9 protein-coding genes are annotated in these 16,240 nt (G+C 44.9%); 5 read left to right on the forward strand and 4 right to left on the reverse strand.

Translation table 11 applies throughout. From position 1 onward, the window contains the following. Positions 1 to 28: 28 nt before the first annotated feature. Complete coding sequence (locus tag B5D54_RS06890; protein ID WP_078925799.1) at positions 29 to 985, reverse strand: AEC family transporter; 957 nt, start codon at positions 983 to 985, stop codon at positions 29 to 31. Between the two features lie 295 nt (positions 986 to 1,280). Between B5D54_RS06890 and B5D54_RS06895 the strand changes: the two genes are divergently transcribed. Then, positions 1,281 to 2,669, forward strand: coding sequence for an SLC13 family permease (locus B5D54_RS06895; RefSeq protein WP_078925800.1), 1,389 nt, complete (start codon positions 1,281 to 1,283; stop codon positions 2,667 to 2,669). Between the two features lie 86 nt (positions 2,670 to 2,755). Here the strand turns inward: B5D54_RS06895 and B5D54_RS06900 are convergent, their stop codons facing one another. Beyond that, entirely contained in the window at positions 2,756 to 3,385 is a 630-nt protein-coding gene (locus B5D54_RS06900; RefSeq protein ID WP_078925801.1) for a DUF2057 family protein, read from the reverse strand. Positions 3,386 to 3,771: 386 nt separating this feature from the next. Between B5D54_RS06900 and B5D54_RS06905 the strand changes: the two genes are divergently transcribed. Both B5D54_RS06905 and B5D54_RS06910 read left to right on the forward strand, forming a co-directional pair. After that, on the forward strand, positions 3,772 to 6,312 hold the full coding sequence (locus B5D54_RS06905) for a glycosyl hydrolase family 18 protein (protein ID WP_078925802.1): 2,541 nt from the start codon (positions 3,772 to 3,774) through the stop codon (positions 6,310 to 6,312). A gap of 423 nt (positions 6,313 to 6,735) precedes the next feature. Continuing rightward, positions 6,736 to 8,619 carry a methyl-accepting chemotaxis protein gene (locus B5D54_RS06910; protein ID WP_078925803.1) on the forward strand — a complete coding sequence of 628 codons (1,884 nt, stop codon included), beginning with the start codon at positions 6,736 to 6,738 and terminating at the stop codon, positions 8,617 to 8,619. A gap of 49 nt (positions 8,620 to 8,668) precedes the next feature. On the opposite strand, the gene B5D54_RS06915 is transcribed toward B5D54_RS06910, so the two are convergent. Beyond that, entirely contained in the window at positions 8,669 to 10,018 is a 1,350-nt protein-coding gene (locus B5D54_RS06915) for a Na+/H+ antiporter NhaC family protein (protein WP_078925804.1), read from the reverse strand. A 277-nt stretch (positions 10,019 to 10,295) separates the two neighbouring features. On the opposite strand from B5D54_RS06915, the gene B5D54_RS06920 reads away from it, so the two are divergent. Further along, a complete protein-coding gene (locus B5D54_RS06920) occupies positions 10,296 to 11,030 on the forward strand; it encodes an IclR family transcriptional regulator (RefSeq protein WP_078925805.1) in 735 nt (244 codons plus the stop codon). A gap of 6 nt (positions 11,031 to 11,036) precedes the next feature. Continuing rightward, positions 11,037 to 11,867 (forward strand): arginase family protein, encoded by an 831-nt coding sequence (locus B5D54_RS06925; RefSeq protein WP_078925806.1) that lies wholly within the window; start codon positions 11,037 to 11,039, stop codon positions 11,865 to 11,867. A gap of 24 nt (positions 11,868 to 11,891) precedes the next feature. On the opposite strand, the gene fdhF is transcribed toward B5D54_RS06925, so the two are convergent. Beyond that, positions 11,892 to 16,010, reverse strand: a complete 4,119-nt coding sequence (fdhF, locus tag B5D54_RS06930; protein ID WP_078925957.1) for a formate dehydrogenase subunit alpha — start codon at positions 16,008 to 16,010, stop codon at positions 11,892 to 11,894. Positions 16,011 to 16,240: the final 230 nt, after the last annotated feature.

A 16,240-nucleotide genomic window follows, 5' to 3' on the forward strand; every position in this document is an offset into this window, starting at 1 on the left:
AGGGCCTTTTTTACCTCTCGTCATTCTATTAAATCAACTGCCAATTCGTGAGCAGGAAAATGCCCAGTGTACAGGTAAAGAGAGAAAGAACGGTGGTGAGGGCAATAATATTGGCCGCCAGCGTGGCATTCCCTCCCATGGCTCTTGCCATAACATAACTCGCCGCGGCTGTTGGGGCGCCACTCATCAGAAAAATAATCCCTAAATCACTTCCTCGAAACCCATACAAGAGAGCCGTTCCTGTAATAAGCAGTGGAGACCAAATCAATTTATACCGTGTGGCGAACCAAGTGGAAGCGGTATCTTTTCTTAATGATTGCATATCCAGTGACCCTCCAGTGCAGAGAAGGGCTAGTGGAAGTGTCATATTGGCAAAGTATCGGCCTGCATCAGTAACGATAGATGGGATTGGCACAGAGGCCCAATAACAGAACATCCCCAGTGCAATAGAGATAATCAGCGGGTTTTTGGTTAATGTTTTGAACATGATGTTCGGGGCTTTAGTGCCGTGAGCCTCTCCTGTCGGGGATAAAATAATAACGGCTTGAATATTATAAAGCACGGTACTGGAGGCCACATAAAGGGCAGCAAGAGCAACACCGGATGTTCCGTAGAGGTTAGCAACATAAGCAAGAGCAATAATGGCGGTGTTGGCGCGAAATCCCCCTTGTATTACCACGCCTTTATCCAGTGAGCAGAATCTTTTTCTCTTACTCATCCAACAGGTGAATAAGAAAAAAGAAAAATTAGCGATTAAGCCAAAAAGAATCAATGAGATACCAGAGGAAAAATCATGTTTTTCACCAACAATACTTAAAAACAGCATTGCGGGTAAAGTTACTTGAAAGACAAGACGAGAGGCGACATCAATAAAGTTCTCATTAATTAATTGGATACGTTTGAGAAAAATACCCAGTATCAGCATTAAACAGATAGGGCCGGTAATGGATAAAGAGAACTGCAGTTGTTCAAAGATTCCGTACATAGCTAGATAATCGATATGATTGTTATTTTTATTGTTTCATAGATAGAACCGAGCGGGAATGGGTGTCATGAAAATCTTTTCCACTTGAGCTATTGAGATTATGAATTGTTTAATTGGACGGCGATTTTTTTTGTTATGTTAATGGTTTCATTGCTTAGAAGGTTTATTATTTCAAGGTGTTAAATTATTAGCCATAGTTTTGATAAGGTTAACATTTTGGCAATAATAATTATCCTCTTGTTTGAATCTATGGGATCATACTGATTGCCGATTGGCCCGATAAGGAAGAATAATAATGAACAGAAATGATAGTGTCCCTTTGCCCAACAATACCCGAGAGTGGTTGCTTAACCGAAACAGTCTGATTGTCCTTGCCGACATCGCTCTGTTTTTTATACTTCTCAATGTACTTCCCTTTGATCCTAATGTTGTCTTGGGTCTTAGTATTTTGGTTTTCATCGCCATTTTATGGTTAACCGAAGCCTTACACGTGACAGTGACGGCAATTTTAGTGCCGATTATGGCGGTCATTTTTGGCGTTTTTGAAACTCAAGCCGCGCTGAATAATTTTGCCAACTCTGTTATTTTCCTTTTCTTGGGGGGCTTTGCTTTGGCGGCAGCCATGCATAGACAAGGTTTGGATAAGGTGATTGCTGATAAAGTATTACTGATGGCGCGTGGCCGTTTTAGTGTGGCGGTTTTTATGCTGTTTGGGGTTACGGCAGCGCTTTCGATGTGGATCAGTAATACCGCGACCGCAGCCATGATGCTACCGCTTGTTTTGGGGATCTTGAGCAAAGTGGATCAAGATAAAGGGCATAATACTTATGTTTTTGTCCTACTTGGTATCGCTTATAGTGCCAGTATTGGGGGGATTGCGACGATGGTGGGCAGCCCTCCGAATGCGATTGCGGCGGCTCAGGTTGGTCTCTCTTTCTCTGAATGGATGAAGTTTGGGATTCCAACGACGATCATTATGCTTCCGATTGCTGTTATCCTGCTTTATCTACTACTTAAACCCAACCTAAGTGGTCAATTTGAACTCAATCATGAGGTTGTGGATTGGGATAAAGGTAAAGTCGTGACCTTGGCGATTTTTGCCCTCACGGTTGCTTTGTGGATTTTTAGTAAACCTGTGAATGCTATGCTAGGTGGTTTCAAAAGCTTTGATACTATCATTGCGCTTGGTGCCATTATTTTAGTGAGTGTTGCTCGAGTCGTGCACTGGAAAGATATTGAAAAAACGGCGGACTGGGGGGTATTGCTACTATTTGGTGGTGGTATTTGTTTGAGTAATATTCTGAGACAAACAGGAACCAGCCTATTCCTTGCTAATGAATTGAGCGCATTAATTTCAGATTTGAATATTCTTTTTATTATTATCGCTATTGCCGCTTTTGTGGTGTTTTTAACCGAGTTTGCGAGTAATACCGCCAGTGCCGCTTTGCTTATCCCTGTTTTTGCTGGGATTGCCGAGGTGCTTGGTGTTTCACCCATCATTCTTTCGGTATTGATTGCCATTGCGGCTTCTTGTGCCTTTATGCTCCCTGTGGCGACCCCTCCTAATGCCATTGTGTTTGCTACAGGCCACATTAAACAACATGAAATGATGAGAGTGGGGATGGTTCTTAATATCGCGTGTATTGTGATTTTGTCTGCAATAGCGATGTTGTTCTGGAACTAGTTTCTTCTTGAATTGAGCAATAGTGATGAAATAAGGGCTTCTGCAATATCTGTGAGGCCCTTATTTTTCATTTGCTATTCATTTCATTATTGATTAACGAAGGTTTTAAAGCGTGCTTTTGTGTCAGCATCTGCTTTGTTATACCAAAAGTGCAACATTTCTTCCGCTGTGGTATCTGTGGTATGACCACTGACGGTCATCGTTGATACTGAGGATCCCAATGTCGTAGAGATGGCGGCTGGGCCTCCTTCCAAATTATATTTAAATATCTCTTGCGGATAGTCTCGACCAATTTGCATGCCGGGTTTGATCAAACGATCTTGACGCATGGTAATGGTGGTATTGTTTTTATCCTGCAATGACCATTCCATCATTTTGATATTTTTTTCTGCTTCAAGGGCATTGCGATATTGCGGCATATCAAAAGTCAGTACTTGATCTTGTGCTTGAAAGGTTGCCACGATGACATCACTTTCAACCCGAACGCGATCACTTCCTTGAGTAAAATAGGGTTGATAACGAAAAACAATTTGTTGTTCCCCATCTTCTAAGTCAACCGTTTTATTGGCAGAGAAAATGCGGCCAGATGTTTGTGGTTTTTCACCATTCACAACCAGTAGTTCGATCGTATCTGGAATTTCAATAGTAACTTTTGCCATAGCTGAAGCGCTTAACATTATTCCCATAATGCATGATAACGTTTTGATTTTATTCATTGGATCTATCCTTTTGGTCGCGTACGCGTTTTCAACGGTGAGGTTGCCGATTGTCTGCCAGAAAATCAAGCATTCACGGTATGAAGTTTTACCTTGTCATCAAAACTTCATCTTGGTGAACATCATTGGGTGAGTGAGTAGCTGAAAATCTCGACTCTTCTACTTTACGTGGAAAAAATTACGGTTTCTTGGCTCAAGATTAAATTTGCCGTGTAAGGCAATGAATCCGTTCCATGAAATGATCGTGATGACTCGTAAAGCCTACCACGAGATTTTCAAAATTGTCTTGGTTATCAAATACTCCTCGTTGATGTTCTTTCTTTAGCCGTGGAAGAGCAGCCATCACTCATGTTGAGTGTAATCGACAAGATATAAGAGAGATTACTATGAACCGTATGACTCTGTGTGCTGCGACTATTACTTTCGTGCTTTCCGGAGCAGTAATGGCAGCCCCTGCGGCCCCGAGCATTGATATTTATGGGTCGAACAACCTACAATTTTCTAAAATTAAACTCGCTATGGAAACCACAGCGGGTTACAAGCAGATGGTCAAATACCATGATCAAGCGCCAATTACTCTCACCTTTAACCAATGGAGTGGGGAGACTGGGCATACTTATAAAGTGTTGTTCGATGGTACAGAAGTAGCTTCAGGCCCAATCAAAGGAAGTCAAACTACAGCCAGTTTTACTTATGATAAAGGCGGACGTTATCAGCTAGAAATTGCCGCTTGTGATAATCATTCATGCAGTACGAGTGCACCTACAGAGTTGATCATTGCCGATACGGATGGTTCACACCTTGCACCTCTGACCATGAATGTGGACCCCAATAATAAAACTTATCCACTTGATCCTAATACCGTTGTTGGAACCTATTTTGTTGAATGGGGTATCTATGGGCGCAACTATACGGTCGATAATATTCCTGCACAGAATTTGACTCATATTTTATATGGTTTTATTCCCATTTGTGGACCCAATGAATCAGTAAAATCGGTGGGAGGGAATAGCTACAATGCACTCATGACGGCTTGTCAAGGCGTACCCGATTATGAAGTGGTTATTCATGACCCGTGGGCGGCGTATCAAAAAAGTTTTCCACAAGCGGGGCATCAGTACAGTTCGCCGATTAAAGGCAACTATGCCATGTTAATGGCACTGAAGCAGCGCTACCCTGATCTGAAAATTTTACCTTCAGTGGGGGGATGGACCTTATCTGATCCTTTCTATGACTTTACCACGAAAGCCAACCGCGACACCTTTGTAGCTTCTGTAAAACGTTTCTTACAAACATGGAAATTCTTTGATGGTGTGGATATTGACTGGGAGTTCCCCGGTGGTGATGGTGCGGCTCCCGATCTCGGTGATCCTATCAATGACGGCCCCGCTTATATTGCTCTCATGCAAGAACTACGCTTAATGCTTGACGAATTAGAAGCAGAGACGGGGCGTTACTATGAACTGACTTCGGCAATTGGTGTTGGTCACGATAAAATAGAAGATGTCGACTATGGTCAAGCGGTTCAGTACATGGATTATATTTTTGCCATGACCTACGACTTTTATGGTGGTTGGAATAACGTTGTTGGCCACCAAACTGCACTTTATTGTGGCAACTTTATGCGCCCTGGTCAGTGTGATGGAACGGGCTTGGATGAGAATGGTAAACCGTATAGTGGCCCTGCTTATACTGCGGATAATGGCATTCAGCTATTGCTCGCTCAAGGCGTTCCAGCCAATAAACTGGTTCTAGGTACGGCGATGTATGGCCGTGGTTGGGAAGGGGTCATGCCATCGTCGTTAACCGATCCTTCTGACCCGATGACGGGAGTTGGGAATGGTAAGCTAAAAGGCTCTACGACCCAAGGCGTTTGGGAGGATGGCGTTATCGATTATAAAGGCATCAAGTCTTATATGTTAGGAGCGAATAATAGCGGTATTAATGGGTTTGAATATGGTTATGACGCTCAAGCCGAAGCACCTTGGGTATGGAATCGTACCACGGGTGAGCTGATTACTTTTGACGATGAACGTTCAGTTAAAGCCAAAGGGGCGTATGTGCGTAGCCTTGGTTTAGCTGGGTTATTTTCGTGGGAAATTGATGCGGACAATGGTGATATTCTTAATGCCATGCATGAAGGTTTAGTGGGCGGCGTAACGCCTCCGGTTAATCGTGATCCCATTGCGAATGCGGGTGTGGCACAAATCGTTATTGGACCGGCTACGGTGACACTCGATGGGAGTGCATCCAAAGACAGCGATGGCACCATTGTTGGCTATCAGTGGCAGCAGTTATCTGGACCTACGGTAACGCTCACGAATGCTAATTCGGCACAAGCGAGCTTTACTATTGGTGAAGTGACAGAAACGGAAGTATTAACCTTTAAATTGACCGTGACCGATGACGAAGGGGCTATGGGGTCTGCTACGGTACAAATCACCGTAAAAGCGACAGATGGAGAAGTGGAAAACACACCACCGGTTGCCAGCATTTCAGCACCAAGCCAAGTAAATGCGGGGGATGTTGTTGTTGTTGATGCTTCCGCGTCAAGCGATGCAGACCAAGATACGTTGACCTTTAGTTGGGCGTTGCCCGCCGGTATCAATGCTCACATTCAGAATGATCAAGTGATCTTTACGGCGGCGGAATATACACAAGACACGATCCTTAGCTTTACAGTCACGGTAAGTGATGGGCAAGCCAGTGTTTCTGCTACGACATCGGTTGTCGTATCGGCGGTCAGCTCAGGTGACCAATGTGAAAATCTTTGGGATGCTTCGGCTGTCTATGTGGGGGGTAACCAAGTGACTTGGTCTGGAACTGTGTGGGAAGCCAAGTGGTGGACACAAGGTGATGATCCGACCCAATCTGGCGCTTGGGGTGTTTGGAAAGCGGTGGGTATTGCTGACTGTTCAACCCAATAATATCTTCGCTTTATTCAGCCCTACTCAATGAGTAGGGCTTTTTAGTGTGTTGCATAAACGCACAGAATTTTTGTAAACAGTTCACACTTTATTAAGCGGATGCCGCTTTTTCATCGCTATCAACTATAGTCATAATAATGACGATAGAGCATAGCAAGCATGATGATAAAAAGAATGTATAGACAAAAGGGGGGGCTTTTTTAAGTCATATTATTCATCAAATGTCTCTTGACTGATGCACGCTTTATTTTGTTTCGTCAATGTTATCTTTGTTTATAATTTTACCGTCTATTATTTTTAGCAAAAAATAAACAAATTCGCCGAGCAGTTCGCATTAATTTTGAGGCTAAAAATTATAATGTCCACCAAATAAAAAAGTACTTCATAAACAGAGGTACATAGCGTTAACGACCGGGACTGAGTATGTTCAAAAATCTATCATTAAAAAATAAACTGGCCATTTCTGCCAGTATCGCCATTATCATTGGGGGAGTATTAGTTGAAGCTGTTTCATTCAAGGCGGCATTAGGGCGTTTGGATGTCGAGGTTGAGCAGCGCTTACAAAGTGCAACGGCTTCTTATAACCAATATGTGACGGATTGGCTGATATCAAAAGAGCGAGCTTTAACTTCTTTATCTCAAGAAGTTAAAGCGGATGCTATAGTGACTCACCTAAAACAAGTTAAACATTCAGCTTCATTTGATAATGTTTTTCTCGCTTACCCAGACGGCTCGCAACATAATGCGAATGGGGTTGTTTTACCTCCAGGCAATAATGATCCTCGCCAATGGGGGTGGTATATCAATGCCAAAGCGAATCCGAATGCGGTCTTTATGGATAATCCAACCGTTGCCGCTGCTACAGGGGCAAATGTGGTTTCCTTAGGTAAAGCGGTTAACCTGCATGGGCAGGCGTTGGTGTTGGGGGCTGATGTAGAGATCACCGATATCCTCAACAGCATGAAACAAGTCATTTTGCCTGGCTCCGGTTATATGTTTATCGTCAACCAGCAAGGCAATATCTTTACTCATTCAAATACCCAATTACTGAATAAAAGTGTTTCTGAATTGGGGCTAAACTTTAATGAGATCCAAGCGGCTCAGCGTTCGGGTAAATATACCAAGGTTTCTATTCATGGTGAGAACAATGTTCTTTTTGCACGAGCCATTGAAGGAACTGCATTAAGCTCAGTCGTCGTGATTAACTATTCATCACTCATCGCTCCGCTGTTTGATGCGCTATGGGGACAGCTACTGGTAACCTTGTTGGTTGTGGTGGTGTGTACCATATTGTTTAACCTGCTGTGTAATATCTTATTCCGCCCTCTTAATAATGTTTCTCAGGCATTGGAACAAATTGCTAATGGTAGCGGGGATTTAACTCAACGCATTACCGTCGAAAATAATGATGAAGTAGGTAAGTTAGCCAATAGTTTCAATACGTTTGTGGCAAGCTTGCAGCAACTCATTGGCCATATTCGTCATCAGTCTGAACAGTTGACGGCTCAATCTGAACGCAGTGCGCATCGGGCTAATCAATCCGCTTCAGAGTTGGGTTTACAGCAGCAGGAAGTGGCGATGGTAGCAACCGCTGTGACCGAAATGGCATCGGCAACTCAAGAGATTGCTTCTCATGCGGAACAAACGGCCCAAGCTGCACAAGATTCAGCAACCAGTACTAATAACGGACGCACACTGGTGTTGAATACCAAAGCCTCGATCAATAATTTGGCGCAAGAAGTTTCTCAAGCCAGTAGCGTTATTTCTGCGTTAAATCAGCATGCGCAAGAAATCTCTACGGTATTAGCGACCATTCAAGGCATTGCTGAGCAAACCAATTTGTTGGCGTTAAATGCAGCGATTGAAGCGGCACGGGCAGGCGAACAAGGGCGAGGTTTTGCGGTGGTCGCGGATGAAGTTCGAGTGCTCTCGCAACGAACGCACACGTCGACTGAAGAGATCAAATCAACCATTGAAACGTTGCAAGAAACAACCAAACGCGCCGTCACATTAATGGAAAGCAGTTCTGGGCTTGCGGCTAATTCGGTTGAGGATGCCGATAAAGCCACTCATGCCTTGGAAGAAATTAATGCAGCGGTGGCATTAATTAGTGATATGGCGACACAGATAGCGACCGCTGCGGAAGAGCAAACTCATGTTACGAGCGAAATAACACAAAATGTCACGGCGATTAAAGATGTGACGGAACAATTGGCTGATGGCGCAGAGGACAGTTTGAGCCAATCCAATACCTTGAAACAGCAAGCCGCTGAGCTGAGTGCAAAAGTGGCGACCTTTAAGTTGTAACCTTTACGATTCAAGCGATGCTGTATCGGCATCGCTTGATGGTTATTCTCTATTGTCGTCGTGTCGGATGCGTTAAGAAAATTGCTATCATGGCCGCGAGAGCTAAAGCAAAACAGTAGTAGGAATGAGCAATAATGGCCAATGGTGATAATTTAAAGATAGAACCCAGCAGTAAGACTTGAGCACCATAAGGCAGAATGCCTTGCATGACGCAAGAAAAAATATCTAATAAGCTGGCAGCGCGGCGAGGCGTTACCGCATTTTCTTGTGCCAGCTCACGTGCGATGCCACCAGAAACAATGATCGCCACGGTGTTGTTGGCGGTACAGGTATTGACTAAAGCAACCAATCCCGCGATTCCCAATTCACTCGCCCGACTATTGGCTATGTGAGAGTGTTTTTGACCAAACAGGTGGATCACTCGGCTAATAAATTGGGTTAAAAACGCGAGTCCTCCTTGGCAGCGCATCAGTTCACTGAGGCCACCAATCAGCATTGAGAGTAAGAAAATTTCCTGCATGTTGCCAAATCCGGCATAAATATCTTGCCCTAGATTGGTCAATACGTACTGGTCATTGTCGGCTAAGCTGACTCCGCCAGCGAGCAGTATTCCCACCGTCAAAACCACAAATACATTAACCCCAGATATGGCGAGCGCTAAGATCATCATATAAGGCATGACTTTTAACCACTCGATATCGCCCGTTTCCGGTGTTTGTGTAGCTGCGCTACTAAAAGCAAATAAAATAAGTGAAAAGAGTGCCGCAGGCAGAGCTATGCGAATGTTTTCCCTGAATTTATCTTTCATTTCACAGCCCTGAGAGCGAGTGGCGGCAATGGTGGTATCGGAAATAATGGATAAGTTATCTCCAAACATTGCGCCGCTTAAGACAACACCAGCGGTCAAAGGCAGGCTCATACCGGATGACTCAGCGATCCCAAAGGCCACTGGAGCAACCGCAGCAATGGTTCCCATAGAGGTTCCCATTGCGGTCGCAATGAAAGCGGAGATGATGAAAATTCCGGGAAGAATCAGTTCCGTTGGAATGGCTGACAACCCAAGATTCACCGTTGCATCAACACCTCCAGAAGCTTTTGCTACCGCAGCAAAGGCTCCCGCTAACAAATAAATCAAACACATGGCAATAATGTCTGGGTGGCCGACACCACGGATAAATTGTTCAATTGCTCGGTTCAGCGAGTCTTTGCTGAGTAATAACCCGATGATCACCGCTGGTAAAATCGCAATCGGTGCGGGCAATTGATAAAAGGCAAATTCAACCCCTTGAACCGTTAAATAGGTGCCTACGCCAATGAAAAGCATTAAAAAAACCAACAGTGGAATCAGAGCGGTGGCTGAAGGCGCGATGATTTTATGGGTAGAGGAATTTGGGGACATGCAAATGACAACTTTGATTTTCTGGAAGAACGAAGAGGTGCAGACTAATCGCTCCCTCGCCTCTTGTCAATTTATAGCCGTCTAAACATCCGGATTCTTATATGTCTTTGTATACCTCGACTAACCCAGTGAAGCCCATCTCCTTTTTATTGTTTCAATTGATTTATTTTTGTTCTTTTCTCGGTATATAAGAAAGCAATGCTTTCAATGAAGTAAGATTCTCGCTATATAAGAATAAAAGTTTGAGTGAAAAGACAATAAAGGCTAAAAAGAACCCATGAATGAGAGCAAATCTTCTGCCAGCCAGGTTAATGAAAAATCGCTTCAGTTGTTAATGCAAGTAGCGGTGAATGAGGAACCTGTATCGGCAAAAGTGTTAAGTGAGCAATTACAAGTTCCACTCAGTAGTTTGTATCGACATTTAAAACTCCTTAAAGAGTGGAACTTAATTGAAGAGAGCCCTCACGACAAAACACTGATTATTGGCCCCGCGGCGTTACTGCTCATGCGGAGCTATGAAACAAGCCAACACAACCTAGATGCAGTGGAAGCGGTACTAAGCCGCTTGCAAAAACAAACGGGGGAGATGGCGGCGTACATGGTGCCGGTGGGATACCGCGCATTGTGTGTAAGCCAAAAAGAAAGTATGCAGGCACTTCGATGTAGCTTCGTCCAGGGTCAAAGTCAACCACTACTTCGTGGTGCCTCATCTAAAGTGTTATTGGCGTATATGCCAGCCCAGCGCTGTGAAAAAATCCTGCGCTATTTTGGGGAAGAAAACCACATGGAAAAATGGCAGGCAGAATTGGAAAAAATTCGTCGCCATGGGTATGCCGTGAGCACGTCTGAAATCGATCCCGGTGTTTCAGGCATTAGTGCCCCGGTAATGAAAGGAAGTAAATTGATAGGGGCAATTTCGGTGATGGCACCTGCTCATCGGGTGGAAACTCATCGGCAACGAATCATTTTACATGTGTTACAGGCCGCTCGTGCGTTGCCACCAGAAAGGTAATTCATCATGCTTAGTTTATTCAAACGTTATCGTCTTGGCCGTTCTTCGGCACCCGCTATGTCGGCATTTACTTTCTGTACCGTGTGTGAACAGGTAAAGCCGACTTCGCAAGTCGAGTTTGAATTTGCTCAGCAAAGTTTAGAATTTGCCTCTGACTGGCTTTATCAACAACAAGTGAATGCAAATTATGCGGATGCCGGACATCTTGTCTTACGCGATCCGGCAGATGGTCGGTTCCGAGAGCTATTACATCACCATTTAAGCATCCATTCGGTCCCTGTCATATTGGGGAACTGCCACGAGTTACTGCTCAATGCTCTGCCATTGCTTGCCGTCGATAATGAAGAGTTGGGTATTATTCATATTGGTCACCAGTTTGAACTCAAACAAACATTAGACCGACAAGTTGGATCGGTGTATCACTTTGCGCTGTCTCGTTATCAACAGACTCGGTTATTTTATTTTGGTATTGATGCTGATCGTGTGGCGAGCCAAACATGGGAGTACGCAGAAGATTTGGGTTGTGACTGGTTAACCGAAGATGAGTGCAGCTTTCGTCATCGAACTCAAGTGAAAAACCAACTGGATCACTATATTGAACATTGCGATCAATTAGTCATTTCTATTGATCTTGCTTCTCTCGTACCCAGTAATGGCTTGGATGATCATAAGATTTTAGATAGCCAAATGGTGTTACGGGTGCTACGCCAAGCGGTGATGTCTGGTAAAGTAAAACTGATCCAGTTGATTGGTGCGAAAGATAAGCTCATTTATTCTAAACAAACCAAAGAAATCATTGATGAGCTTGGTCTTTTATCCCGAGAATCTTTTTACTAATTCAATAAGAAGCCGCTCAATGGGTTACTCCGATTCCATGATAGGCTGAATGATTTTTTCTAGCCGCACGGCTGACACTTTAAACTCTGGAATTTTTGCATAGGGATCGCAAGCATTAACCGTCAGTCGGTTGGCGGGAGCTTCTGCAAAATGGAAGGGAACAAACACCACCCCTGATTGCATGCGTTTGGTAATAAAGGCCGGAGCCTCAATATAGCCCCTACGTGAGGTGAGGCGCACTTTTTCACTATTCGCTATCCCTAATCGTTCAGCCTCTTGGACACTGATCATGATCTGCGCGCTGGCTTTTTCATTTAACCCTGAGGTTTTACGCGTCATGGTTCCTGTATGGAACTGTTCTAACACTCGCCCTGTGGTCAATATAAGCGGGTAATCTTCATCCGGCAGTTCTGCGGCATATCGGAATGGAACCGGAACCATTTGTGCTTTGCCTCGAGGGAATTCTTGCTGATGAAGTAAGCGGGTACCCTGTGGTGCTTCTGCATGACAAGGCCATTGCAGTCCACCTTGTGCGAGCTTTTGCCAAGTCATTCCGGCATATTGAGGGGTGACTTGACATATTTCCTGATGAATTTGCTCTACGCTGTGATAGGACCAATTCGCGCCCATCGCATTGGCTATCTGCGTGATGATCCACCAATCCTCTTTGGCTTCCCCCGGTGGTGTGAGGGCTGGACTTAATGATTGAACTCTTCGCTCAGTATTGGTGAAGTGACCACTTTTTTCTGCAAACGCACATGCGGGCAGAACAATGTCGGCTAATTGTGCGGTTTCCGATAGAAAAATGTCCTGTACCAGTAAAAAATCGAGTTGTTTTAGTGCTTCGATAACATGACTCTGGTTGGGATCGCTCAGTACGGGGTTTTCTCCCATCACATATAGGCCACGCAATTCCTGTGTCGCTGCGGCATCAATCATTTCCGTTAGCGTTAATCCGGGTTGCTGGGAAAGTGTATTGCATTGCCAAGCTTGACTAAACTTAGTATGTACTAGTGGATGCGTTACTTTTTGATAACCGGGGTAATCGGTTGGGAGTGCGCCCATATCACAGGCACCTTGCACATTTGATTGTCCGCGCAGTGGGTTAATCCCCCCACCTTCGATGCCGATGTTGCCACACAATAGCTGCAAGTTTGCAATGGAGCGGACGTTATCATGACCAGTGGTATGTTGGGTTATGCCCATGGCATAAAAAACCGAGGTCACACGAGCGGTGCCGATCATTTGGGCGATACGGTAAATATCTTGTGCACTCACTCCGGTGATAAGCTCCACTTTTTCTGGTAAATAGTGGTCAGACATCACTTCCATCAACAGTGCTTCAAACCCATCTACACGTTGTTTTAGGTAATCGTTATCATACCAAGCATGAGTGATGATCTGCTGCATGATACCGTTGAGTAACATCACATCGGTACCTGGCCGTTGAGCCACATATAAGGTAGCGTAATCCGCCATTTTGATCCGTTTAGGGTCAATAACAATTAATTTTGCCCCTTGTTTAACGGCTCGTTTTATATGTGAGGCGATCACTGGGTGAGCGGCGGTGGTATCCGAACCTATGATTAAGATCACATCAGAATGGGCAATGCTGGCGATATCGTTTGTCATGGCTCCACTGCCTAAGGATGCCTCAAGGCCTGTTACCGTTGAGGCATGACATAGGCGAGCACAGTGATCGACGTTATTGGTGCCAAACTCTCGCCGGATGAGTTTTTGAAAGAGATAGTTATCTTGGTTGGTGGCTTTGGCTGAAGAAAAACCACCCAGTGCTTGGCTGCCATAGTGCTGTTTAATGTGCAGAAAACGCTGAGCAATTTCGGTTAAGGCTTCTTGCCAACTCGTTGGCTGTAATTGGCCATTTCGGCGAATCAGTGGGGTGGTTAGCCGCTCAGGGCTGTGAAGAAAATCAAAACCGAATCGTCCTTTAACACAAAGCATACCTTGGTTTACGGGCGAGCGTTTATTTCCTTCAATGTGTCGAATGCGGTTGGCTTTTTCATCGACATACAAGGTCAAACTACACCCTACACCACAATAGGTACAAATTGTGGTGTAGGGTTTTAGTATGTCTATTCGTGCATGAGATTTGTCGCGTTTATCCACCAACGCCCCTGTTGGACAGGCTTGTATGCAGGCGCCGCATTGACTGCACTGAGAATCTTTGATGCGTTGGTTATGGTTAAATATCGGTTTATTATCGGTGTCCGAAAAACTTAACACACCATGTACGTTTTCTTCCTGACAGGCTTGGATACAAAGTCCGCAGCTGATACAGCGGTTAGCATCAAAGACAATAAAAGGGCTGCTTTTATCAACCGGATAACCGCTGCGTTCCACCAAGGTGAGCTGTGTCGCATCAATATGGTGCTCACTGGCATAGTCGCGCAAACGACAGTCGGTATTTACTTGGCAACCGCATTCTAGGCAGCGACTGGCTTCTAATTGCGCCGCATTTCTTCCTGGGTCAAGCTCCACTTCGGCAAAATTTTTACGGCGGTATAAGCTTGGAAGATGTGGAAATTGCACTCTTCTCTGAATGGCTTCAAAGCGATATTCATTGCGTTTAACAAGGTTGAGTGAAGGAGCTTTACGGCTGGCAAATATTTTTTGCTGAGGATTGAGACCTAAGATTAAGCGATGGGCAATGGCTTCTGCGGCTTGTTTTCCATCAGCAATCGCTTCAATTGCCGTGGCAGGGCCGCGACGGAAATCGCCAATGGAGAACACATTGTGATAGTGATGCAGTGTTTCAGGATCGACACAAGCGGTGTGTGACTGGGTGAGTGGAACGTGTGCTTTTTGCCCGTTAAAAAGTTGAAGATCTGGCTGTTGGGACAAAGCGGCAATCACAGTATCAAAGGCTTGTTCGTAGACTTCTTCCGTCGGGATGGGTTTACGTCGCCCAGAGCTATCCGCTTCTCCTAATGTCATCCTTTGCAGCCGGATTGCTCGGACATGGCCTTGTTCATCCGCGAGGTTTTCTAATGGACGGGTAAGAAAGCAGAAGGTGACACCCTCATGGTCAGCCTCTTGAATTTCATACGCTTCTGCTGGCATTTCATCCAGAGTTCGTCGATAAAATAGCGTGACTTTCGCCCCAAGCCGAACCGCGGTTCGGGCGCAGTCAATCGCTGTATTGCCCCCACCGATAATGGCGACGTTTTTTCCCGTTTTTAAGCGCTGGAATGTTGCTGCATCTTTTAGGTAGTCTGCGCCCAGATAGCACCCAGATAATTGACTTCCCGGGTAGTGAGCAGTTACCGCTTTGGTTGCGCCTATTGCTAGGCAAACAGCATCATATTCTTGTTCTAATTGAGCAAGAGAAAAATCTTTCCCAATGGTTTGGTTGCATAACAGTGTCATGCCAGTTTGCAGTAGTATGGCTATCTCTTGGTCGAGTACTTGTTTGGGTAATCGATACTCAGGAATGCCATAGCGCAGCCACCCTCCCGCTTGTGGCATGCTTTCAAATAAGGTGACGGAAAATCCCATTAAACGTAAGTAGTAACCGCAGGCGAGCCCTGCAGGCCCAGCACCCACAATAGCAATGTGCTTACCATTATCTGGCATCATTGAGGGGGCCTGAGAGGGTGTAGTTAAATCGAGATCGGCAGCATGGCGTTTTAATTGACGTATAGCGATGGGTTCATCGACTAAACTACGCCGACATTCGGTTTCGCAAAAAGCGGGGCAAACCCGACCAATCGAAGCGGGTAGGGGTAAATGACGTTTAATGATAGCGACGGCTTGCTGAGGTTCACCTTGTGCAATGTGATGTAAATATGCCTGAATATCAACATGAGCTGGGCAAGCCTGTTGACAAGGGGCTTCACAATCGGCGGTGTGCTCTGTCAGAATCGCTTGCAAGGCTGTTTGGCGAAGTTGATAGAGGGCTGGAGTATGCGTTTCAATCTGCATTTGTGGCCGTAGTAGGGTTTCACAGGCTCGAATAATGCCAAGTTTCTGTTCTTCCACAACGCATAAATTGCAGTGCTTTTTGCCCATTTGATGGCTGGCTGCACAGAGTTGTGGCACCTCTATTTCTAGAGACTGTAAAAATTGAAGAAGAGAAAGCCCCGCTTGGTAAGGGAAAGGTTGACCATTAACGACCACGTGCATAAACACCTCATCAGCGCGAATAAGCGCAGGTTGGTTGGCTGAGTTGTTAGGGGAGATGATGAAAAATCGGGTATTTTCACTCCTCAATAAAGCCATAAAAACTCTGTGGTTATCGAACAGTATAGGGAATGTTAGCGATGATTCCTACGACTTAGCTCGCAATTTATGTGCAACATCCATTTTGTGTATGTAAGGGTTTTAAGGGGTTATAGATAAATTGACAGGTGGTT

The sequence above is a fragment of the Vibrio cincinnatiensis DSM 19608 genome, assembly GCF_900167345.1.
Lineage (GTDB): Bacteria > Pseudomonadota > Gammaproteobacteria > Enterobacterales > Vibrionaceae > Vibrio > Vibrio cincinnatiensis.